We start from the raw sequence: 18910 nt of genomic DNA on the forward strand, positions 1-18910 counted from the left end.
TGGTCTTTCTCAACTTGGAATATTCTGGATTTATCTGGTGAACCCAGTCTCGGGTTAATGCAAGAGATGAACTGGTCTCTGCCAGATCACAACACGTTGTGCTGGTGGATCAGATAGGACGCCCAACAGCTTTTCAGTCTTCAAATCAGGTAAGGCCGAGAACACATCAAACAAGGCTTCGGCCCCTGTGGCGGTTGTCGGAATCGCGATGTCGCGGGCTTCTGGTCCGGTTAGCACCCAATAAGGGGCGGGATGTCCTGTGGGGTCGAAGCTTAGCCGCGACATATCGTTGATGTCCATGACACCGCCATCAAGCGGACCGAAATAGGCCAACCTACGTTCGGTGATCTGCACAATCCCCGGGCCATCACTGCCTTGGCGAAACCGCCCGCGCTGGATGCCCGCCACCAGCAGCATCACACCAATCGCCGCAATGATATATCCCAGCCACGTCACAAACCCGAGGCCGGTGATGGACCACCAAACGCCAAGCGCCAACACCAGCAAGGCACCCCAAACATCGCGAAACCGCCAGATCGTGGCTTTCGCTTCGGGTCGAAAGAAATCAGCCATGGGCGACCTGTGCATCCTCGTATATCGCGATGGCAAAACTGCCGGTGCGTTCAAATCCAATCGCCACATAAGCGCGCGCCGCGGCATCATTCGCCGCCGACAACACAGCTGTTGTGACCCCATCAATAGACGCTTCCATGAGGTGCATCGCAAGAGCCACCCGCGCAAAACCGCGTGACCGGAATTCTGGTGGCGTATAAACACCGCCGATTTGCACGATCTCTGGCAGTGGCGCGTTGAAGCCTGTCATTGAAACAGGCACCCCATCTTTGAACAAAACGCGGTGCGAATCTGCCGCGAGGTACGCGTCGATTTCCCTGATCGCCCGGTCATGCGCCACGTCTTTTGGAGCCTCTAGCGTGTCCATTTGATAATGGGCCCGCCAGTCGATCAATAAAGCGCGTGATGCTGCAGACAGCGGGTGGAGCGAAAAACCATCAACATCCGGCATTCCCATATCCGCAATGTTCAGAACAAACGACGGTTCAGTGGCGTCAAGGTTTGCCTTGCGGGTCAGGCCCGTCGCATGGCGCACCGCCGCGACCTGTTGGCCTTCGCCAATGAACCCTTTGATCTGGCGTCCTTTGATCACAGACGCGACGCTGGCCCAATCGCCGTTCGGGCAACATGGAAATACGATCCCATCTGCGCTGATCGTCAACACATCGGTGATCTTATCGCCATCTTTGGCCACCCAAGCGCTGATCGCGCGCGGATGGCTGCTGCCCATGCCGTAGCGGGTCAGGTTTGTCAGTGGGAACATCAGGATTGGCGCGTGGGCGAGCATGAAATCGACCAAGGCTTCCCGATCCCCGTCTTCTACACGGATCATTGCCAATCGCCCATCGCGTTCTGCCAAAGCGTCAAAGCAGCCACAGCGGCTGTTTCTGCCCGCAATATACGCGGGCCAAGACTAATTATCTGTGAATATGGCAGATTTCGCAGCATTTCGCGTTCTTCGGGGGAATAACCACCCTCTGGCCCAATCAGGATTGCGGCACCATTTTCCGGTGGCGGTCCGGCAAAACCAGCCGCCTCGCCAATCATAGCCTCGTCGCAGAAATAAAGTGTGCGTGACGCATCCCATCCGGCCAGCACTTGTTTCAACTTCGCAGGCGCGGTCATTTCGGGCACGAAAGTTCCGCCGCATTGTTCGGTCGCCTCGACCACCTGCGCTTGCAGTTTCTCAAGCCGCACGCGGTCCCCGTTATTCGTATAGGCAGTCTGCACCGGCATAATCTTTGCCGCCCCGAGTTCGGTTGCTTTTTCCACGATGAACGACATGCGTTCTTTTCGTATTGGCGCAAACAAGAGCCAAAGGTCAGGGGGATACTGCATCGGCTTGGTCTGCGCCTTACAGGCCAGCACGCCGCCGCGTTTGCCTGCTTCGGCGACTTCTGCGTCCCATTCACCATCACGCCCGTTGATCAACGACAGGACTGTGCCTGCGGACATACGCATCACCCCAAATAGATAATGGGCTTGATCCCGCGACAACGGAACCAATTGCCCTTCACCAAGGGGATGATCTACATAAAGACGAACTTTCGATGCCATAGGCGGACTTTATGACCGAGATCGACAAGACGCCAGAGGGCGAAGCCCAATTCGGGACCGTTGCGGACAGCGCTGACAATTGGGTCGACCATTTCGCGCCTTCCCCAACACGTGGGTATCTACGTTTATCGCGTGCTGATCGGCCTATTGGGACATGGCTGTTGTATGTTCCCTGTCTGTGGGCGGTCGCATTGGCGAGCCTCATGACAGGCAGTTTCACGACGTTTAGCGTTTGGATCATCGCAGGATGCGGCATTGGGGCATTCCTGATGCGTGGCGCGGGATGCACGTGGAACGACATCACTGATCGCGAATTTGACGCAAAGGTCGCAAGAACGCGGTCACGACCAATTCCATCGGGACAGGTGTCTGTGAAAGGCGCCTATATCTGGATGGCCGCGCAGGCGCTGGTTTCGCTAGCGATCTTGCTGAGCTTCCCGATGACCGCAATCGGACTGGGATTCCTGTCGATCATACCTGTCGCCATTTATCCATTCGCAAAACGGTTCACATGGTGGCCGCAGGTGTTTCTGGGTCTTGCGTTCAACTGGGGCGCATTGCTGGCATGGGCCGCGTCAACAGGCAGCTTAGGCTGGACCGCGGTCGTCTTATATGTTGCAGGGATATCGTGGACGCTGTTCTACGACACAATCTATGCCCATCAAGACACTGAAGACGACGCGCTGATCGGAGTTAAATCAACGGCCCGTCTGTTTGGCGACAACACCAGCACTTGGCTACGGTATTTCCTGATCGGGACAGTCCTTTTGCTGGGACTTGCTGTTGTCATGGCGACCATTGATCGGTCGTTCTTGTCGCTTGTCGTAGCTCTTGGCGGGCCTTGGGCGATGGGTTGGCACCTGATGTGGCAATTGGGCCGGTTTGACCCTGACGACAACGACAGGTTGCTGATGCTATTCCGGTCAAACCGGAACGCAGGCTTAATCCCGCTGGTCTTTTTCGCCGTCGCGTTTTTCCTTTGATTGAACCTTAGGCATTTGGGGCCTATGCAGTTGATGCAAATATGAGAAAATTTCAAAAGTAATGCGTCTATCTGCCTTATTCACCCGTCTCGTCGTTTTTGCAGCCGCCGCTGGCGTCTGCGTCGTCTCTGCGCGGGCAGCGGTTACATTCATCGAAGAACGGTCCGTCGTGGGCGTGCGTGAAGTCCTAATAGATCAAGGGCATGACTGGGCTTCTGTGGTCAGTGATGGACTGCAAGTTGTGCTGGAAGGCCAAGCCCCATCCGAAGCTGTTCGGTTCCGCGCCATTTCCGCCGCAGGGAGCATCGTGGACGCCAGCCGCGTCATCGACAACATGGACGTGATTGATTCGCAGTCCATCGCGCCGCCCGAATTTGCGATTGAAATTCTGCGCAACGACAGCGGCGTATCCTTGATTGGGCTAATCCCCGCCGATACCGACCGCGAAGCGCTGGCTGAACGGATCGCAGACATTGCCGACGGCCAAGACGTTACTGATCTGCTCGAAGTTGCGGATTATCCTGTTCCCGAAACGTGGCAACCCGCCCTGAACTATGCGCTGCGCGCTTTGTCTGATTTGCCGCGCTCGAAAATCTCTGTTTCGTCGAAACGTGTGCTTGTGAATGCAATCACCGATTCCGAACTGGAAAAAGCGGAACTGGAAAGCAACCTGTCCCGCAATAAACCGACAAATGTCTGGGTTACGGTCGATCTAACGGCACCGCGACCTGTCATTTCTCCATTCACCACACGCTTTGCAATCGATGAAGAAGGCGCGCGTTTCGATGCCTGTGCCGTTGATAGCACCGAAGCATTGTCCGCCATCGTTGCTGCCGCAGAAGATGCAGGATTTACAGGCGACCCCGGCTGTATCGAGGCGCTTGGCGTGCCATCACGGACGTGGGGCGAAGCGGTCGCTTTGTCGGTCACAGCGGTCAAAGATCTTGGCGGCGGCACTGTCACGATCTCTGACACCGATATCGCGCTTGTCGCGCAGCAAGGCACCGCGCAAACGACATTCGACCGCGTTGTCGGTCAGTTGGAAAATGCGTTGCCAGACGTCTACGCGCTTGCGTCCGATCTACCACGCGCACCGACCGATCCATCCGCAGGCCCACCGCAATTCACGATTACACGTAGCCCTGAAGGTGCTGTGCAGCTGCGCGGACGCGTGCCGGACGAACTGACCAATACAACAGCGGGCAACTATGCTTCCGCCAAGTTTGGGCAAAGCAACGTAACGATTGGCACGCGCGTTGTTGACGATCTTCCCTCCGGATGGGTCATTCGCGTGCTGGCCGGCATCGAAGCGATGTCTGAATTGTCTAACGGGTCCGTCGTCGTCGAACCAGCTTCCGTCACTGTGCGCGGCAAAACCGGATCAGAGACAGCGCAGGCTGATATCTCTCGCCTGCTGATTGATAAACTGGGACAATCGGCGGAATTCGATATCGAAGTTGAATATGTCAAAGAACTTGATCCGATTGCAGGTCTGCCAACGCCGGAAGAATGCGTCGCCAAGATCACCGAAGTTACGGCTGTCCGGAAAATTACATTCGATCCCGGTGCATCGTCGATCACGTCCGACACAACAGCTGTTGTCGATGAAATCGCGGATATTCTGAAACGCTGCCCTGATCTGCGGATCGAAATTGCGGGCTATACAGACAGCCAAGGCCGCGAAGAAATGAATGCGCAACTGTCGCAAGAAAGGGCCAGCGCCGTGCTCGATGCGCTGCGCGCCCGCCGTGTTCCGGTTTCCAGTTTTGAAGCAAAAGGCTATGGTGAGGCTGATCCAATTGCGGATAATGACACAGCCGAAGGTCGTGAAGCGAACAGGCGTATTGAATTCCGGCTTATTGTGCCCGAAACAACACCCGAAGTACCAACGGCGCTAGAAGAAGCCGAAGCACCAGCACAAGAATAAGAACGGACCTGACGTGAATAGAACCGAATTTATCATTGCCACCGCAATTATCCTTTTTGTGGCCTTTGCCCTTGGATGGTTTGCGAGCTGGCTGATCAACCGGTTTACCCGTGTGACCAAAGCCGAAATCGGTGAATTGGATAAGATGGCCCAATCCCTGCACGACGCCGAAGAAACGCGCGATCAGGCGATTACTTATCTGCAGCAGCGTGAAGCTGAAATGACCAACCAACACGCCCAAACCGAAGCCGAATTGCGGGCCGCCATGGATGGCCTGCGCGAAGCACGGCGCGAGGCGGAAGAACTGCGCAGCTATATCGAACGGCAAAACGCCGGATAAGGCTTCGATTCTTCCAGAAAATTCGACCTTAATCGCGCGGGGCAGCGGCCCTTTTCAAGCGGTCATTGATTGCGGCACCCAATCCAGTTTGCGGAATTGGCGATACCGCAATATGCGCAGCACCCATCTCGTCCAACTGATGCAGGCAGGCAAACAACTGCGATGCGGCCTCTATCAGATCACCACTTAGCGACAGATTGACGTCCGCGTCTACCGGACCAAACCCCAACAGCACCTCACCGTCGTGCAGTTCCTTCGCGTTCAAGCGGATCGTTCCTTTCGGCGCATAATGCGATGCCAATTGTCCCGGTGCTTGCGGCGTCTCCGGATCATCGGGCTGCAAAAGCGGCTGACCAAGACAGGCCGACAATGCTTCGACTGGAACGCCCCCTGTCCGCAACAATGCAGGCGCACCCACACAGGCTATAATCGTCGATTCGACGCCGACGGGGCAAGCACCGCCATCCAGCACGGCATCAATCCGGCCATCCAATCCCGCTAAAACATGATCGGCCGTCGTCGGACTAATCCGCCCTGACGGATTGGCTGACGGGGCCGCGATCGGCCCACCGAACGCAGTTAGGACATCACGTGCGAGCCGGTGATCAGGCACACGCACAGCCAATGTATCCAATCCTGCCGTGACCAGCTTGCTGATGCCCGCGTCAGGCTTGATCGGCAACACCAGCGTCAATGCACCCGGCCAAAATGCCTGCGCCAAACGCTGCGCATCATCATTGAAAACACAATATAACTCTGCCGCAGCCAAGTCAGGGACATGCACAATCAGCGGATTGAATGACGGACGCCCCTTCGCTTCGTAGATACGCGCAACGGCGATATCATCGCGCGCATCGGCGCCAAGACCGTACACAGTTTCAGTCGGGACCGCGACCAGCCCACCGTCCGCCCAAATCTGCGCCGCTTGTGCGATTCCGCGCGGATCTGCGGTCAGTCGACGTAAGGGGGCAAAAGTCATGACGTGGCGTTTCAGTTGATGGGGTGCCGGACATGGCACATTTTGCGGGTAACTTTTACCCATAAGCGCGGCTTGCGTTCTTGCCAAGCCGCAGCCGCCCTCAGGAGGTCCTCATGCCATATCGTGCACCGGTCCAAGACATTCGTTTTCTCATGGACACCATCGCAGGCTTTGGCGCCGTTGCGGACACCGATCGCTTCGCGGATGCGACGTCTGACACGGTAGAGGCCATCCTGACAGAAGCCGCCAAGATGTGCGAAAACGTACTCGCGCCATTGCAACGACCCGGTGACCTACATCCGGCTGTTCTGGAAAACGGCGTTGTGCGCACATCCCCGGGTTTCGCTGACGGCTACAAAGCAATCGCAGAAGGCGGCTGGATCGGGATTTCAGCCGCGCCTGACTTTGGCGGCATGGGCCTGCCGATGACGCTGACAACGGCTGTGAACGATATGATGTCGTCTGCTTGCCTGTCGTTGCAGTTGAACCCGCTGATGTCGCAGGGCCAGATCGAAGCGCTGGAGCATCACGCGTCAGACGAAATCAAATATCTGTATCTGCCGAAACTCATTTCCGGCGAATGGTGCGGCACAATGAACCTGACCGAACCGCAGGCCGGTTCTGACGTGGGTGCGCTGCGGTCAAAGGCCGAACCGAACGGCGACGGCAGCTATGCAATTTCCGGCCAGAAGATCTATATCTCCTGGGGCGACAATGACTTTACCGAAAACGTCTGCCACCTTGTGCTGGCCCGCCTGCCGGATAGCGTTCCTGGCACAAAAGGCATCAGCTTGTTCATGGTGCCAAAGTTCATTCCAGACGCCGACGGCGACCTCGGTGAACGCAATGATCTGCGCGTTGTGTCACTGGAACACAAAATGGGTCTACACGGGTCCCCGACCGCTGTGATGGAATATTCCGGTGCGAAAGGCTGGCTCGTCGGCCCTGAAAACGGCGGTATGGCTGCTATGTTCACGATGATGAACAATGCCCGTTTAGGTGTGGGTGTGCAGGGTCTTGGTGTTGCCGAAGGCGCATTGCAGCACGCGATTGCTTATGCAAACGAACGCAAACAAGGCAAAGCACCGGGCACGGGTGCCATTATCGAACACGCTGATGTGCGCCGCATGCTGGCGACGATGAAGGCAGAGGTTTTTGCCGCCCGCGCTATCGCTTTGATGAACGCTGTCGCCATCGACATGACAACAGCGACTGACGATCCGAAATGGAAAGCACGCGCTGCGTTCCTGACGCCGATCTGCAAAGCATTCGGAACAGACACAGGTATCGATGTGGCCTCAATGGGCGTGCAAGTGCACGGCGGCATGGGCTTCATCGAAGAAACAGGGGCCGCGCAATATTCCCGCGATGTCCGCGTGACCGCGATCTACGAAGGCACCAACGGCATCCAAGCTATGGACCTCGTTGCGCGTAAACTGATGGACGGCGGTGATGCTGCATTCGCTTTGCTTGAAGAAATTCAAGACATCACAGACGCCACGAAGAAGAAATTCCCGAACCTCGCCGAAGCTGTTTGGCAGGCCATCGAAAACCTGCGTGAAACGACAGAATGGTTGGTCGCGCAGGATGACCTGACCGACCGTTTCGCAGGCGCTGTTCCTTACCTGCGTGCATTCGCGCGCGTCTTGGGTGGTCACGCACATCTGCAAGCTGCTGTCGCGGGTGACGCTTCGCGCGAACGCCTTGCACGGTTCTATATCAATCGGTTACTGCCTGAGCACGCCAGCCTTTTGGCGCATACCCGCACCGGCAGCGCTGATCTGATGGCCATCACACCAGACGATTTCGCAGCCTAAGCGGCCAACGCCGACAGGACATGCAATGACAACGCCGTTGATTACCTACCCTTGGGACACACCACCACCCGAGGGTGAGGCGATCACGGTCGCCGACGGCGTCCTTTGGATGCGCCTACCGCTGCCTATGGCGCTGGACCACGTGAACATCTTTGCATTCGATGAAGGTGACAGCTGGACAATCATCGATACCGGCTTTTCGTCGCGAAAAGGTAAGGCAATCTGGGAAACCCTGCTGGCGGGCCCACTGCAAGGTAAACCCGTGTCCCGCCTGATTGTCACCCATCACCACCCTGATCATGTCGGTCTTGCTGGCTGGTTCATCGCCAAAGGTGCCGAATTGCTGATGCCGCGCACCGGCTGGCTGATGACACGGATGCTGACGCTGGATGAACAACCCAGCTACACAGACGAAGCGCTTGATTTCTATCGCCGCGCGGGCATGTCTGCCGAAGAATTCGCGCATCGCAAAACCGAACGTCCGTTTAACTTCGCCGATTGCGTTGAACCCCTGCCGATGGGGTACACGCGACTGGTCGATGGTGACACTGTCCAGTTCGGTGGCCGCACATGGGACATCCGCATGGGCGACGGCCACGCCCCTGAACATGCGACCTTCTGGTCTCGTGATGACAATCTGGTCGTCGGTGGCGATCAATTACTGCCCTCTATCAGCGCGAACCTTGGTGTGTATCCAACCGAACCAGACGCTGATCCGGTCCAAGAATGGCTAACGGCCTGCGAAAGCTTTCAGCCCTTTGCGACGGATGACCAGTTGGTCTTGCCGGGTCACAAACTGCCGTTCACAGGTCTGCCGCTACGCCTGCGTCAGATGATCGAAAACCATCACGGGGCGCTGGAACGGTTGATCGAACACCTGAAAGAACCGCGCACGGGTGGCGAATGCTTTGTGCCACTGTTCAAACGCAAGATCGGGCGCAGTGCATATGGTCTGGCGCTGGTCGAGGCGCTGGCACACCTCAACCACCTGCACCAGACAGGCATCGCCACGCGCACCATGGGGGACGATGGCGCATGGCGATGGCAGACTTAAGCGACAAGCGATCGCATCTCGTTTTGTTCTGGACCTAAACGACACAACGTATGTTGGTCGATCGCGTCCCACCCGGTCGCCATGCCAGTCAACGGTTCTGACGCAATCGCACGGCCACCATTATCGAGCGTACCTGACACATAAAGCGTCGGCGCAATCCCGTCGGACCCGTAGCGAAACCCGTACAGGCTTTCACCGTCGCTCAGCACGCATGTCATTTTCACAGGGCTCATGACGTCTTGTGCTGTGACGGCGGCAACCGTTTTGCGCATCGCCTCTGCCGGGTCATGATCCAACCCGTTGGCAAGCAGCGTTAGAAAGATCATCTCGCTATCTGTCGTGCCACGACGCGCGGCATACAGATTGTCGGGCAAAGCCGCCTCCATCTGACGCCGGATCGCAGGGAAGTGCGGGATCTGACCGTTATGGCAAAAGGACCAACGCCCGTGGCTAAACGGATGGCAATTCACACGGCTGGTTTCGCCCATCGTCGACGCACGCACGTGCGCGATAAATAACGGCGACCGCACCATGCGGCACAGGTTCGTCAGATTGTCGTCCGCCCACGCGGGTAGGACGTCGCGATACAAACCGGGCAAATCCGACGTGTCATTATACCAACTGACCCCAAACCCGTCACCATTCACGGCCAGCTTGGCTTCGTTCGCTTTCTGGCTTTGAGCCAGCAACGAATGGTTCGGACGGACGATGATATTCTCAAGCGGGATTTCCGGCCCGATATAGGACGCGATCCGACACATCAGTGACGGGCCGTGATCCGACCGTGCAAGCGCATTAAGATACGGCTGGCTGTCGTTTCGCATAAGGCAGGGATAATTGCGTGAAGCAAAGCGGCAAACGCCGCAACACCTAACCAAAACGCAAAGCTGAACGCGAATTTCATGTGCCCAAAGTAGGTTTCGTTCACAGTTGCCGGATGGTCAGTGAAAAGGCGTGCGATGACACCAGATTGGGTCGGGGAAGACAAATCAGACATTGGGGTGGCTCCTGTGCGTGCGTTGCTGCAACATTAACACCGCATCCAGCAAAAAACGTCCCAAACATCCCTTCCACTTCGTCAAGCAATGGGACATAATCCCAACATGATGGAAAAATTAGACACAATCGACAAGTCGATCTTGGCGCACCTGCAACAGGATGCCACTTTGTCCGTCGACGACCTGTCCGAACGCGTGAATCTATCCCGCAACGCCACATGGCGGCGCGTGAAACAATTGGAACAGCACGGCGTGATCACGGGCCGCGTCGCATTGGTTGATCCCAAACGCGCCGGCTGCCCATTGACCGCGATGGTTCTGATCAAGACGAACCAACACGAAGCCGGTTGGATCGATACCTTCCGCAAAGCATTAGCAGGGATGCCCGAAATTGTCGGGGCTTACCGGATGACAGGGGATCTGGATTACGTTTTGCGCGTGCGGGTCGCGGATGTGCCTGCATATGACGCCTTCTACAAACGACTAACATCACGAATTTCTGTATCGGACATCTCGGCCAGCTTTGTTATGGAGGAGATCAAAGAAACAACGGCGGTGCCCCTCTCATGAACGACGAAATCGTAACTTCAGCCGAAGCGCTTGAAAATGACATCTTGCCGAAAATCAAAGAAGTGCACACCACAGATCAGGACTGCCCGTCGACAGGTGATCTACCCAAAGCGATGAAGGAACCCGCCGCCAAGAAAAGCCCGGCGCAATGGGCCTACGAGCGGATCATCCTCTATATCCAGAATTTCGAGAAACAGCTCGACAGCGATCACGAAGTTGGGCTTGGCTTCGTCGGCGGCGACGCAGGTGTGATGAAAATCGAAGGTCTGGGATATTTTGACCCCGACATCGTCACCTATTACGGGACCAACGGCGCTGGTGCGAAAACGCAACTGGTGCAACACGTCAGCCAGTTGAATGTCATGTTGGTGTCCAGTCCAAAGCGTGTTGATCAGGCCGAACCGAACCGGATCGGGTTCCAGCTTGCATCAGCATTGGAACGTGATGCGGAAGATGCGGCAACTTAACCCGCGCTACACACGTGACAGTGCACACTGAATCAGCTAGGACAGCGCAAAATCTATCAAGAAGGGCCACGATCATGGCAGACCACAAGCACGGCGAAATGGACATCACAGTTCAAGAAAAGACGTTTGACGGCTTTATCAAGATGGTGACACGCGGCACGATCGCAATCATCGTCTTTCTGATTTTCTTGGCGCTCGTCGGCGGCTAATGACTGCGACGCTCACCCGACGCGCGTTTGTGGTGGGCGCACCTTTGGCGCTTGCGGCCTGTTCGGCTGAACCGGTTTGGGCACCCGATAGCGCGATCAACGCCGCAGTATATCGCAGCAATGGCCCAAGCGCGCTGACCCTGTTTACTGTCAAGAATACTAGCTCTGGCAATGGGGCCCATTCGGGGCTGCTGATCGATGCAGAACAGCGTGTTCTGTTTGATCCAGCCGGAAGCTTCAAAGCGACCAGCACACCGGAACGCAACGACGTTTTGTTCGGCTTTAGCCCTGCGGCGGAACGGGCCTATATCTCTTTCCATGCCCGTAGCGAATTTTTCGTCGTCATCCAAAAAGTGACAGTATCACCAGCCGTTGCTAATCAGTCATTGCGGCTTGCGCTCGCCAATGGCGCAGAACCCAAAGCACATTGCAGCCGCTCCATTTCTGGATTGCTGACGCAGCTCCCCGGCTTTGATGCGGTTGGTAGTTCGTGGTTTCCGAATAATCTGTCGGACGATTTTGCAGCCGTAGCTGGCGTGACCACCCGTGAAGTGCGCGAACAGGACTAAAACTGCCCTGTCAGGTATAGCCCCGCATAAAGCGTGACCGCCCCTGCCCCGATAGCCCACAAAAGGTTCTTCTTCCAAATACCGACAGCAAGCGTTGCAATAGCGGCTGCCATCCTCGCGGGGTCTAGATCACCGCCAGTTGCATCCGGCCAAACGACCAAAGGTGCCACCATCGCAGGCAGCACGGCGACTGGCGTATAGCGCAACAGACGCAGCACAATCGGCGGCATTGGGCGATCACCGATTAGACCCAAGAACGAGAACCGGATTAGGTACGTCCCGATCCCAAGCGCCACGATGATCAGCCAAATTTCTGCATCTGAAAAGGTCATGTCCGCTTCTCCATCCAGCTTTCAACGATCACGCCTGTCACCATCGCGCAACCAGCCGCAATCAGCAGGCCTGATCCGGATGGCAACCAGATCAACGCAAGCCCGACACACATCGACACAAATGCAGCAACTACATGCGCCAAAGTTCGCATCATCGGCCCGATCATCGCCAAAAACGTAATCGGCAAAGCGAAATCCAACGCGTATTCCGGCGGGATCGACGTTCCGACAATCGCGCCAATGGCCGTAAACATGATCCACACTGGGACCAATGGCGTCGCTGTCCCCATAAAGAACCAGAACCTGTCCGAAACTGACATCGGTGTAGATTCATATTCAGACATTGACGCCATGTAGCATTGATCAAAAAGGAAATACGCCACCGCAGCGCGCCGCCAAAGCGGGGCCGTTCCCAACCACGGCACCAATGACGCGGAATACATCGCCATGCGCAGGTTCACAGCCAACGCGGCCAACAGGACCAGCGCAATAGATGCGCCGTCCACCATCATTTGCATCGCGGCGAATTGGGCCGCACCTGCAATCACGACGACAGAAAACCCCATCGCCTGCGATAGACTAAGCCCAGCTTCAATTGCGACAACACCAAACAGCATCGAAAACGGGGCTGCGACAAACACAAACGGCCAACCGTCGCGAATGCCTGCAAGATAGGCGGATTTCTCAGTAGCAGATAACATGGGTTCGGCCTAAGTTGTTGTGCGGCCCCTAACGCTTAGCGCCGACCCAAAGGAATGACAATTGGCTCAGCTTGACGATATTTCCGGCTATATCATTGCGCCCGATCCTTCCGCAGGACGGCTGACGCGAGCCGTTCAAGGAACAGATCAGCACGGGCAACCGACGCACCTGAATGTCGTCGAAGAACGCCCGCTGACCATTTTTCTCAACAGCCGCGAAATTGTCACAGCGATGACAATCGGGGACTATCCGGAATTCCTCGCCCTAGGGTTCTTGAAGAACCAAGGCATGCTGGCCGATGGCGAAGACGTGACGGGCGTCGACTACGATGAAGAACTGGAAACCGTAGTTGTGCGCACCGCATCTGCGACCACCTTTGAGGAAAAGCTGCAAAAGAAAACACGCACCAGCGGCTGTGCGGTTGGGACCGTCTTTGGCGATATGATGGAAGGGCTGGAAAACGTCACGCTGCCCGAAACGACGGTAAAGACATCCGACCTTTATGCGCTGGCGGCCCACATCAACCGAACACCATCGCTTTACCTGAGCGCGGGGGCGATCCACGGGACCGTGCTGTGCCAAGGCAACCAGCCACTGGTGTATATGGAGGACGTCGGCCGCCATAACGCCGTCGATAAAATCGCAGGCTGGATGCTGTCTGAAAAAGTGCCCGCCGCTGACAAAATCCTTTACACAACTGGACGACTGACGTCCGAGATGGTCATCAAAACCGCGCTCATGGGCATTCCGGTTCTCGCATCACGGTCGGGCTTCACTGCTTGGGGCGCTGAAATTGCGCAGCAATGCGGGCTGACCCTGATCGGGCGCATGAAAGGGCAGCGCTTCGTCTGCCTGTCCGGCGAACACCGGCTCATCCGCGACGCCGACCCATCGCAAATCGCCGATGAACCACGCAAATCAGGGCGGAAAGCAGGATGACGAATTACTGCCTGCCATTTTACCTGTCCGGAACAACACCCAGCACAAGGCCGACCCAATGAAACAACCACTCGGTGTGATCCTTGCGGGCGGACAGGCCACGCGTATGGGCGGCGGTGACAAATGTCTGCTGCCCCTTGGCGGGCAAACCCTGCTCAAGCGCGTGATTGACAGACTAGACCCGCAGACGGACGGCGTCATCCTGAACGCCAATGGCGACGCCACCCGATTTATCGACTACGATATCAAGGTTGTCGCGGACAGCATCACCGGTTTCGCTGGCCCCCTGTCTGGCGTCCTTGCGGGGCTAGATCACGCGGCCGACTTGGGGCACAGCCATATCATCACAGCGGCCGCCGATACCCCGTTTTTCCCGTGTGACCTGACGCCCCAGCTTTTGCTTGCAGGCGAAACAACTGGTCTCGCGCTCGCCGCGTCCCCGTCCGGCAGGCAACCCACATTTGGTCTGTGGCCGGTTGCGTTGCGCGACGATCTGCGCGCTGCATTAAACGATGGCCTGCGCAAAGTCGTGATGTGGACGCAAAAGCACAACGCTGGCACCGCTGAATTCCCTGATGATCAAGCGTTCTTCAACGTGAACACGCCCGAAGACCTAAAGACAGCAGAGGCGATGCTATGAAAATATTTGGCGTCACAGGTTACAAGAACGCAGGCAAAACCGGTTTGATGGAACGTCTGGTCACGGAAATCACGGGGCGCGGATTCACCGTTTCGACCCTTAAACATGCACACCACAGTTTTGACATCGACCACCCCGGCAAAGACAGCTACCGACATCGCGCGGCGGGGGCGCATCAGGTTGTGCTGTCGTCTGGCAATCGTTGGGCGATGATGACCGAACTGCGCGACACGCCTGAACCACCGCTTGCCGATCTGCTCGCACAAATGGCGCCTGTCGATTTGATTTTGGTTGAAGGGTGGAAGCGCGACAACCACCCTAAGATCGAAGCCTTCCGCTCTGCCACAAACAACCCGCTCATCGCCACGAATGATCCGACGATCAAGGCTGTTGCTTCGGACACCCAGCTTGACCTTGATCGTCCGGTTTTTGATCTGAACGACACGACAACCATCGCAGACTTTATCCTGTCAGAGACAGGCCTATGACCTACGATAGCTTTGTCATGGTCGATTGGTCCGGCGGCAATGATCGGGGGGCAAAACCGACCAGTGATGCAATTTGGGTAGGCGTCAGTCGGGGCGATACGTCCGAAAATCCGATGTATTTTCGCAATCGACAGGTTTTTGCGATCTGGGCGCAGGACTTTATCGAAACAGAACTGACTGCTGGCCGCACTGCCATGATCGGGTTTGATTTTCCGTTCGGGTATCCCGCGGGATTTGGCCAACACCTGACAGGCACCAATGATCCGCTTGCGATCTGGGACTGGTTCGCCGACCGCGTGGAAGACACCCCAAAAGCCAACAATCGCTTCGATTTGGCAGGACAGGTCAACGCGACCCTGCCCGGTATTGGTCCGTTCTGGGGGAACGGTCTGGGACGCGACATTGATCATCTCCCCCGCAAAGGTCTGGCGCGCACGCAAAATCCGTTCCCCGAACGGCGTGCAGTCGAACACCTTGCGAAGGGCGCGTTCACCTGTTGGCAGCTGTCAGGGGCAGGTGCTGTCGGGTCTCAAATCATTATGGGCCTGCCTGTCTTGCAAAAGCTAAGGCTGGCATTTCCTGATCAAATCAACGTCTGGCCGTTTGAAAATCTCACCGCTCCAGTCAGTTTTGTCGAAATCTGGCCAACGCTTTTTGCAGGCCAAGGCCCCGATCATATCATCAAAGACGCCCATCAGGTCATGGCAACCGCGCACCATCTTGCACAAAGAACTGTTACACAACTTCACGCAGACTTGCACATCAGCGCCCCTGTCGAGGGTTGGATTCTTGGCGTGAGAGACCCACACTTATGACCATGGGCCTGATACCTCCTCCTCTGCGGAACGATTGTTTCGCAATGCCGCAAGGCGCACATTGGACACCTGTGTCTGATGCGCTGGCCCATTTGCGCGCAAAATTGCACCCTGTGTGCGGGGCAGAGGGTATTCCGCTGGCCGAAGGTACAGATCGTATTTTGGCCGGACCTGCGATTGCGCTACGTGCCCATCCGCCAGTCACAAACGCCGCTGTTGATGGGTATGCGTTCAAGGGGCCAATTTCCTACGGGGCGCATGAACTTCCGCTCGTCGCAGGACGCGCCGCCGCTGGCGCTCCATTCGCAGGCACGGTCCCGTCCGGCCACGCCGTTCGCATTCTGACGGGCGCGGATGTACCTGCAGGAACCGACACCATCATCTTGCAAGAAGACGTTACCAGCAGCGCAGACGCCATAGCCTTTCACGGGCCTTTGAAAACCGGCGCGAATGCGCGGCAGGCGGGCGAAGACATGGCAAAGGGCGCCACCATTTTTCAAGGGCGCCGCAAGCTGTCGCCATGCGATTTGGCGACCCTCGCTTCTGCGGGTGTTGGTCGACTGAATGTGCGCAAACGGCTGCGTGTGGGCGTTTTATCGACGGGTGACGAATTGATCGAACCCGGCACAATGGCGCGGCCGGGTAAGATTTATGATGCCAATCGCCCGATGCTATGCGCTGCTATCAAGGCGTGGGGGTACGATCTGGTCGACCTTGGCATCGCCGGTGATGACCGCGACACGATCAAGAATACGCTGGATCAAGCCGCACAAGATTGCGACGTCATTCTGACATCCGGCGGCGCATCAGCCGGTGACGAAGACCACATTTCCGCACTTCTGGCCAATACCGGATCATTGGCACTGTGGCGGATGGCTATCAAACCAGGTCGCCCCTTGGCGCTTGGCATTTGGGACAAAACCCCTGTTTTTGGCCTACCGGGTAATCCCGTTGCAGCCGCCGTATGCGCAATGATCTTTGCACGACCTGCATTGTCAGTCTTGGCGGGCGCGGGCTGGGCAGAACCGATCTGCTACAAATTGCCAGCTGCATTCACCAAAACTAAAAAAGCAGGGCGTCAGGAATATCTCCGCGCGCGCCTGACCCGCCAAGGCGAGGTTGAAATCTTCGGGTCCGAAGGATCGGGCCGTGTCTCTGGGCTAAGCTGGGCGACCGGCCTTGTGGCCCTGCCCGATCATGCCATGTCCATTGAACCAGGCACGCCTGTTACCTACATGCCTTTTACTGAAATGGGTTTGTAGGGCATCAAAATGCGCATTCAGTCAGGCATCCCCAATGGGACCGAAGCACACGCAGCGGCGCTCTATTGGGACGCCTTCGGACACAAGCTCGGGATGACGATGGGGCCACGCGACAAGGCGCTCCGGTTCATTCAGCGCGTCATGGATCCGAACCACGCGATCTGTGCAACCAATGATGATGGACAATTGTTAGGGGTCGTTGGATTCAAAACCTATGATGGTGCCTTCGTCGGCGGCGATTACAGCGATCTGGTCGCGATCTATGGCCACATCGGGGCGATCTGGCGGGCAGGCTTGCTTGCACTGCTTGACCGCGATGTCGAAAACAAACGCTTCCTTATGGACGGTATTTTCGTGGACGCCGCTGCCCGCGGCCAAGGGATCGGTAGCGCCCTGCTGCACACCATTATGCAAGAAGGACGCGATCGCGGATATCCGGAATTGCGCCTTGATGTCATCGACACCAACCCCCGCGCCAAATCGCTTTACGAACGCCACGGTTTTACAAAACTGAAAACCAGCCACCTCGGCCCATTACGTCACATCTTCAAATTCCGCAGCGCCACGACGATGATCAAAGCGCTCTGATCTTCTTTTGGTCCTAAATATCTCGGGAGTGTGAGGGCAGCGCCCTCACATTTTTCGCAGAAAAATACCTAGCCCGACCCGATCAAAGCACCTGCTGCAAAGACCAACGCACCGCCCAGAACGACCTGAAAGACGGCTTTCACAAACGGCGTCTGCATGTATTTGTTCTGAATCCATGCAATCGCCCAAAGCTCTACGAACACCACAATCAAGGCGATGATCGTCGCGGTCCAGAAATCTGCGATCAGATACGGCAATGCATGGCCTAACCCGCCAATGGTGGTCATGACTCCAGCTGCGACGCCGCGCTTGTACGGCGATCCTCGGCCAGAAATTTGACCATCATCAGATGCGGCTTCGGTGAAACCCATCGAAATACCCGCACCAACAGATGCGGCCAGCCCGACGAGAAAAGTCGTCCATGTATCCTGCGTCGCAAATGCCACGGCAAAAATCGGGGCCAGGGTCGAAACGGATCCATCCATCAGACCTGCAAGACCAGGTTGAACCCATGTCAGCACAAACTGGCGGTGGGCGGCATCATCTTCTTGGCTTTTGGCATCAGCACCCAGATGGGTTTCGGCCAGATCACCGGCCAAATCGGCATGTCCCGCTTCGGCGGCTGCCAGATCGCCTAACAATTTGCGGGTGGCGGCATCAGTCACACGGGCGGCAGCCGTTTCATAAAACCGTTGGGCATCGCTTTCCATTTGTGACGCTTCACTGCGGACACGGTCCAGCGACAGGTTCTCGATCAACCAAACGGGGCGACGGGCATAGTAACCCGCCACATGTTCGCGGCGGATCAACGGGATCATATCGACAAACCGCGTTTGGTGCAGATCAATCAAACGCTGACGGTGACCGTCTTCCTCGACAGCCATGCCATCAAATACCGCAGCAGACGCCGGATAGTCCTCGCGCAATGCCTGCGCATATTGGCGGTAAATGCGGGCATCATCTTCTTCAGATGATATGGCAAGCGCCAGTATTTCCTGCTCAGACAAATCTTTGAACTGACGACGATGGGCAAATCCGGGAATCATGGCAGACCTCAATTTAGAATAATTCTAATATAGGCAAAGTTCCGCGGGGGCAAGG

General features: G+C 56.6%; 24 protein-coding genes. 15 read left to right on the forward strand and 9 right to left on the reverse strand.

Annotated elements, in window-relative coordinates; genetic code table 11:
- Window positions 1-54 precede the first annotated feature (54 nt).
- Genes MWU61_RS11685 through MWU61_RS11695 form a run of 3 tightly spaced genes read right to left on the reverse strand, consistent with a single transcriptional unit; the run spans window position 55 to window position 2130 of the window.
- The gene (locus MWU61_RS11685; RefSeq protein ID WP_247128549.1) at window positions 55-573 is read right to left on the reverse strand and encodes a hypothetical protein; all 519 of its coding nucleotides are present in this window, start codon (window positions 571-573) and stop codon (window positions 55-57) included.
- Complete coding sequence (locus MWU61_RS11690; RefSeq protein ID WP_247128550.1) at window positions 566-1405, reverse strand: GNAT family N-acetyltransferase; 840 nt, start codon at window positions 1403-1405, stop codon at window positions 566-568. The genes MWU61_RS11685 and MWU61_RS11690 overlap by 8 nt, the downstream gene beginning before the upstream one ends.
- Entirely contained in the window at window positions 1402-2130 is a 729-nt protein-coding gene (locus MWU61_RS11695) for a 16S rRNA (uracil(1498)-N(3))-methyltransferase (protein ID WP_247128551.1), read from the reverse strand. Before MWU61_RS11695 ends, MWU61_RS11690 begins: the two co-directional genes overlap by 4 nt.
- 11 nt (window positions 2131-2141) lie before the next feature.
- Between MWU61_RS11695 and ubiA the strand changes: the two genes are divergently transcribed.
- From ubiA to MWU61_RS11710, 3 genes are all read left to right on the forward strand, one after another.
- A complete protein-coding gene (gene ubiA / locus MWU61_RS11700; protein ID WP_247128552.1) occupies window positions 2142-3113 on the forward strand; it encodes a 4-hydroxybenzoate octaprenyltransferase in 972 nt (323 codons plus the stop codon).
- 61 nt (window positions 3114-3174) lie between these two features.
- Window positions 3175-5040, forward strand: a complete 1866-nt coding sequence (locus MWU61_RS11705) for an OmpA family protein (protein WP_247128553.1) — start codon at window positions 3175-3177, stop codon at window positions 5038-5040.
- A gap of 13 nt (window positions 5041-5053) precedes the next feature.
- Window positions 5054-5380, forward strand: a complete 327-nt coding sequence (locus tag MWU61_RS11710; RefSeq protein WP_183529693.1) for a hypothetical protein — start codon at window positions 5054-5056, stop codon at window positions 5378-5380.
- A gap of 28 nt (window positions 5381-5408) precedes the next feature.
- Here MWU61_RS11710 and MWU61_RS11715 read toward each other — a convergent pair whose 3' ends face one another.
- On the reverse strand, window positions 5409-6359 hold the full coding sequence (locus MWU61_RS11715; RefSeq protein ID WP_247128554.1) for an L-threonylcarbamoyladenylate synthase: 951 nt from the start codon (window positions 6357-6359) through the stop codon (window positions 5409-5411).
- A gap of 113 nt (window positions 6360-6472) precedes the next feature.
- Here MWU61_RS11715 and MWU61_RS11720 point away from each other — a divergent pair, with 113 nt between their 5' ends.
- Together MWU61_RS11720 and MWU61_RS11725 are read left to right on the forward strand one after the other, a co-directional pair.
- Complete coding sequence (locus MWU61_RS11720; RefSeq protein WP_247128555.1) at window positions 6473-8176, forward strand: acyl-CoA dehydrogenase; 1704 nt, start codon at window positions 6473-6475, stop codon at window positions 8174-8176.
- A gap of 25 nt (window positions 8177-8201) precedes the next feature.
- Entirely contained in the window at window positions 8202-9230 is a 1029-nt protein-coding gene (locus tag MWU61_RS11725; protein WP_247128556.1) for an MBL fold metallo-hydrolase, read from the forward strand.
- Here the strand turns inward: MWU61_RS11725 and MWU61_RS11730 are convergent.
- Together MWU61_RS11730 and MWU61_RS11735 are read right to left on the reverse strand one after the other, a co-directional pair.
- Window positions 9227-9991 carry a class II glutamine amidotransferase gene (locus tag MWU61_RS11730; RefSeq protein WP_247128557.1) on the reverse strand — a complete coding sequence of 255 codons (765 nt, stop codon included), beginning with the start codon at window positions 9989-9991 and terminating at the stop codon, window positions 9227-9229. The two genes, MWU61_RS11725 and MWU61_RS11730, sit on opposite strands and share 4 nt — an antisense overlap.
- Window positions 9991-10227, reverse strand: coding sequence for a DUF6356 family protein (locus MWU61_RS11735; RefSeq protein ID WP_247128558.1), 237 nt, complete (start codon window positions 10225-10227; stop codon window positions 9991-9993). Before MWU61_RS11735 ends, MWU61_RS11730 begins: the two co-directional genes overlap by 1 nt.
- A 106-nt stretch (window positions 10228-10333) precedes the next feature.
- Between MWU61_RS11735 and MWU61_RS11740 the strand changes: the two genes are divergently transcribed.
- The 4 genes from MWU61_RS11740 to MWU61_RS11755 all read left to right on the forward strand — a co-directional run bounded on the left by MWU61_RS11740 (window position 10334) and on the right by MWU61_RS11755 (window position 12043).
- On the forward strand, window positions 10334-10798 hold the full coding sequence (locus tag MWU61_RS11740) for an Lrp/AsnC family transcriptional regulator (protein ID WP_247128559.1): 465 nt from the start codon (window positions 10334-10336) through the stop codon (window positions 10796-10798).
- Window positions 10795-11265, forward strand: a complete 471-nt coding sequence (locus MWU61_RS11745) for a DUF6173 family protein (protein WP_247128560.1) — start codon at window positions 10795-10797, stop codon at window positions 11263-11265. Before MWU61_RS11740 ends, MWU61_RS11745 begins: the two co-directional genes overlap by 4 nt.
- A 74-nt stretch (window positions 11266-11339) precedes the next feature.
- Window positions 11340-11474 (forward strand): aa3-type cytochrome c oxidase subunit IV, encoded by a 135-nt coding sequence (locus MWU61_RS11750; protein ID WP_247128561.1) that lies wholly within the window; start codon window positions 11340-11342, stop codon window positions 11472-11474.
- Window positions 11474-12043: a hypothetical protein gene (locus MWU61_RS11755; RefSeq protein ID WP_247128562.1), complete on the forward strand. Its 570-nt coding sequence runs from the start codon at window positions 11474-11476 to the stop codon at window positions 12041-12043. The genes MWU61_RS11750 and MWU61_RS11755 overlap by 1 nt, the downstream gene beginning before the upstream one ends.
- Here MWU61_RS11755 and MWU61_RS11760 read toward each other — a convergent pair.
- Together MWU61_RS11760 and MWU61_RS11765 are read right to left on the reverse strand one after the other, a co-directional pair.
- On the reverse strand, window positions 12040-12375 hold the full coding sequence (locus MWU61_RS11760; protein WP_247128563.1) for an AzlD domain-containing protein: 336 nt from the start codon (window positions 12373-12375) through the stop codon (window positions 12040-12042). The genes MWU61_RS11755 and MWU61_RS11760 overlap by 4 nt on opposite strands.
- A complete protein-coding gene (locus tag MWU61_RS11765) occupies window positions 12372-13076 on the reverse strand; it encodes an AzlC family ABC transporter permease (protein ID WP_247128564.1) in 705 nt (234 codons plus the stop codon). The genes MWU61_RS11760 and MWU61_RS11765 overlap by 4 nt, the downstream gene beginning before the upstream one ends.
- Window positions 13077-13137: 61 nt before the next feature.
- Here MWU61_RS11765 and MWU61_RS11770 point away from each other — a divergent pair, with 61 nt between their 5' ends.
- From MWU61_RS11770 to MWU61_RS11795, 6 genes are read left to right on the forward strand one after another with little or no spacing between them, the layout of a single operon-like run.
- The gene (locus MWU61_RS11770; RefSeq protein WP_247128565.1) at window positions 13138-14016 is read left to right on the forward strand and encodes a formate dehydrogenase accessory sulfurtransferase FdhD; all 879 of its coding nucleotides are present in this window, start codon (window positions 13138-13140) and stop codon (window positions 14014-14016) included.
- Between the two features lie 58 nt (window positions 14017-14074).
- Window positions 14075-14656, forward strand: coding sequence for a molybdenum cofactor guanylyltransferase MobA (gene mobA, locus MWU61_RS11775; RefSeq protein ID WP_247128566.1), 582 nt, complete (start codon window positions 14075-14077; stop codon window positions 14654-14656).
- Complete coding sequence (mobB, locus tag MWU61_RS11780; RefSeq protein WP_247128567.1) at window positions 14653-15144, forward strand: molybdopterin-guanine dinucleotide biosynthesis protein B; 492 nt, start codon at window positions 14653-14655, stop codon at window positions 15142-15144. Before mobA ends, mobB begins: the two co-directional genes overlap by 4 nt.
- Window positions 15141-15959, forward strand: coding sequence for a molybdopterin guanine dinucleotide synthesis (locus tag MWU61_RS11785; protein WP_247128568.1), 819 nt, complete (start codon window positions 15141-15143; stop codon window positions 15957-15959). Before mobB ends, MWU61_RS11785 begins: the two co-directional genes overlap by 4 nt.
- Window positions 15956-17221 (forward strand): gephyrin-like molybdotransferase Glp, encoded by a 1266-nt coding sequence (glp, locus tag MWU61_RS11790; protein ID WP_247128569.1) that lies wholly within the window; start codon window positions 15956-15958, stop codon window positions 17219-17221. Before MWU61_RS11785 ends, glp begins: the two co-directional genes overlap by 4 nt.
- Window positions 17222-17230: 9 nt before the next feature.
- The gene (locus MWU61_RS11795; RefSeq protein WP_247128570.1) at window positions 17231-17809 is read left to right on the forward strand and encodes a GNAT family N-acetyltransferase; all 579 of its coding nucleotides are present in this window, start codon (window positions 17231-17233) and stop codon (window positions 17807-17809) included.
- 68 nt (window positions 17810-17877) lie between these two features.
- Here MWU61_RS11795 and mbfA read toward each other — a convergent pair whose 3' ends face one another.
- The gene (mbfA, locus tag MWU61_RS11800) at window positions 17878-18855 is read right to left on the reverse strand and encodes an iron exporter MbfA (protein ID WP_247128571.1); all 978 of its coding nucleotides are present in this window, start codon (window positions 18853-18855) and stop codon (window positions 17878-17880) included.
- Between the last annotated feature and the right edge of the window lie 55 nt (window positions 18856-18910).

The sequence above is a fragment of the Loktanella sp. F6476L genome (genome assembly GCF_023015725.1).
In the GTDB taxonomy this organism is placed as follows: domain Bacteria; phylum Pseudomonadota; class Alphaproteobacteria; order Rhodobacterales; family Rhodobacteraceae; genus Yoonia.

What these genes read in the sequence shown, in the direction of transcription:
- MWU61_RS11685 (WP_247128549.1), bottom strand. Translation starts at nt 573, where the DNA reads ATGGCTGATTTCTTTCGACCCGAAGCGAAAGCCACGATCTGGCGGTTT.
- MWU61_RS11690 (WP_247128550.1), bottom strand. Translation starts at nt 1,405, where the DNA reads ATGATCCGTGTAGAAGACGGGGATCGGGAAGCCTTGGTCGATTTCATG.
- MWU61_RS11695 (WP_247128551.1), bottom strand. Translation starts at nt 2,130, where the DNA reads ATGGCATCGAAAGTTCGTCTTTATGTAGATCATCCCCTTGGTGAAGGG.
- ubiA (WP_247128552.1), top strand. Translation starts at nt 2,142, where the DNA reads ATGACCGAGATCGACAAGACGCCAGAGGGCGAAGCCCAATTCGGGACC.
- MWU61_RS11705 (WP_247128553.1), top strand. Translation starts at nt 3,175, where the DNA reads ATGCGTCTATCTGCCTTATTCACCCGTCTCGTCGTTTTTGCAGCCGCC.
- MWU61_RS11715 (WP_247128554.1), bottom strand. Translation starts at nt 6,359, where the DNA reads ATGACTTTTGCCCCCTTACGTCGACTGACCGCAGATCCGCGCGGAATC.
- MWU61_RS11720 (WP_247128555.1), top strand. Translation starts at nt 6,473, where the DNA reads ATGCCATATCGTGCACCGGTCCAAGACATTCGTTTTCTCATGGACACC.
- MWU61_RS11725 (WP_247128556.1), top strand. Translation starts at nt 8,202, where the DNA reads ATGACAACGCCGTTGATTACCTACCCTTGGGACACACCACCACCCGAG.
- MWU61_RS11730 (WP_247128557.1), bottom strand. Translation starts at nt 9,991, where the DNA reads ATGTGTCGGATCGCGTCCTATATCGGGCCGGAAATCCCGCTTGAGAAT.
- MWU61_RS11735 (WP_247128558.1), bottom strand. Translation starts at nt 10,227, where the DNA reads ATGTCTGATTTGTCTTCCCCGACCCAATCTGGTGTCATCGCACGCCTT.
- MWU61_RS11740 (WP_247128559.1), top strand. Translation starts at nt 10,334, where the DNA reads ATGATGGAAAAATTAGACACAATCGACAAGTCGATCTTGGCGCACCTG.
- MWU61_RS11745 (WP_247128560.1), top strand. Translation starts at nt 10,795, where the DNA reads ATGAACGACGAAATCGTAACTTCAGCCGAAGCGCTTGAAAATGACATC.
- MWU61_RS11750 (WP_247128561.1), top strand. Translation starts at nt 11,340, where the DNA reads ATGGCAGACCACAAGCACGGCGAAATGGACATCACAGTTCAAGAAAAG.
- MWU61_RS11755 (WP_247128562.1), top strand. Translation starts at nt 11,474, where the DNA reads ATGACTGCGACGCTCACCCGACGCGCGTTTGTGGTGGGCGCACCTTTG.
- MWU61_RS11760 (WP_247128563.1), bottom strand. Translation starts at nt 12,375, where the DNA reads ATGACCTTTTCAGATGCAGAAATTTGGCTGATCATCGTGGCGCTTGGG.
- MWU61_RS11765 (WP_247128564.1), bottom strand. Translation starts at nt 13,076, where the DNA reads ATGTTATCTGCTACTGAGAAATCCGCCTATCTTGCAGGCATTCGCGAC.
- mobA (WP_247128566.1), top strand. Translation starts at nt 14,075, where the DNA reads ATGAAACAACCACTCGGTGTGATCCTTGCGGGCGGACAGGCCACGCGT.
- mobB (WP_247128567.1), top strand. Translation starts at nt 14,653, where the DNA reads ATGAAAATATTTGGCGTCACAGGTTACAAGAACGCAGGCAAAACCGGT.
- MWU61_RS11785 (WP_247128568.1), top strand. Translation starts at nt 15,141, where the DNA reads ATGACCTACGATAGCTTTGTCATGGTCGATTGGTCCGGCGGCAATGAT.
- glp (WP_247128569.1), top strand. Translation starts at nt 15,956, where the DNA reads ATGACCATGGGCCTGATACCTCCTCCTCTGCGGAACGATTGTTTCGCA.
- MWU61_RS11795 (WP_247128570.1), top strand. Translation starts at nt 17,231, where the DNA reads ATGCGCATTCAGTCAGGCATCCCCAATGGGACCGAAGCACACGCAGCG.
- mbfA (WP_247128571.1), bottom strand. Translation starts at nt 18,855, where the DNA reads ATGATTCCCGGATTTGCCCATCGTCGTCAGTTCAAAGATTTGTCTGAG.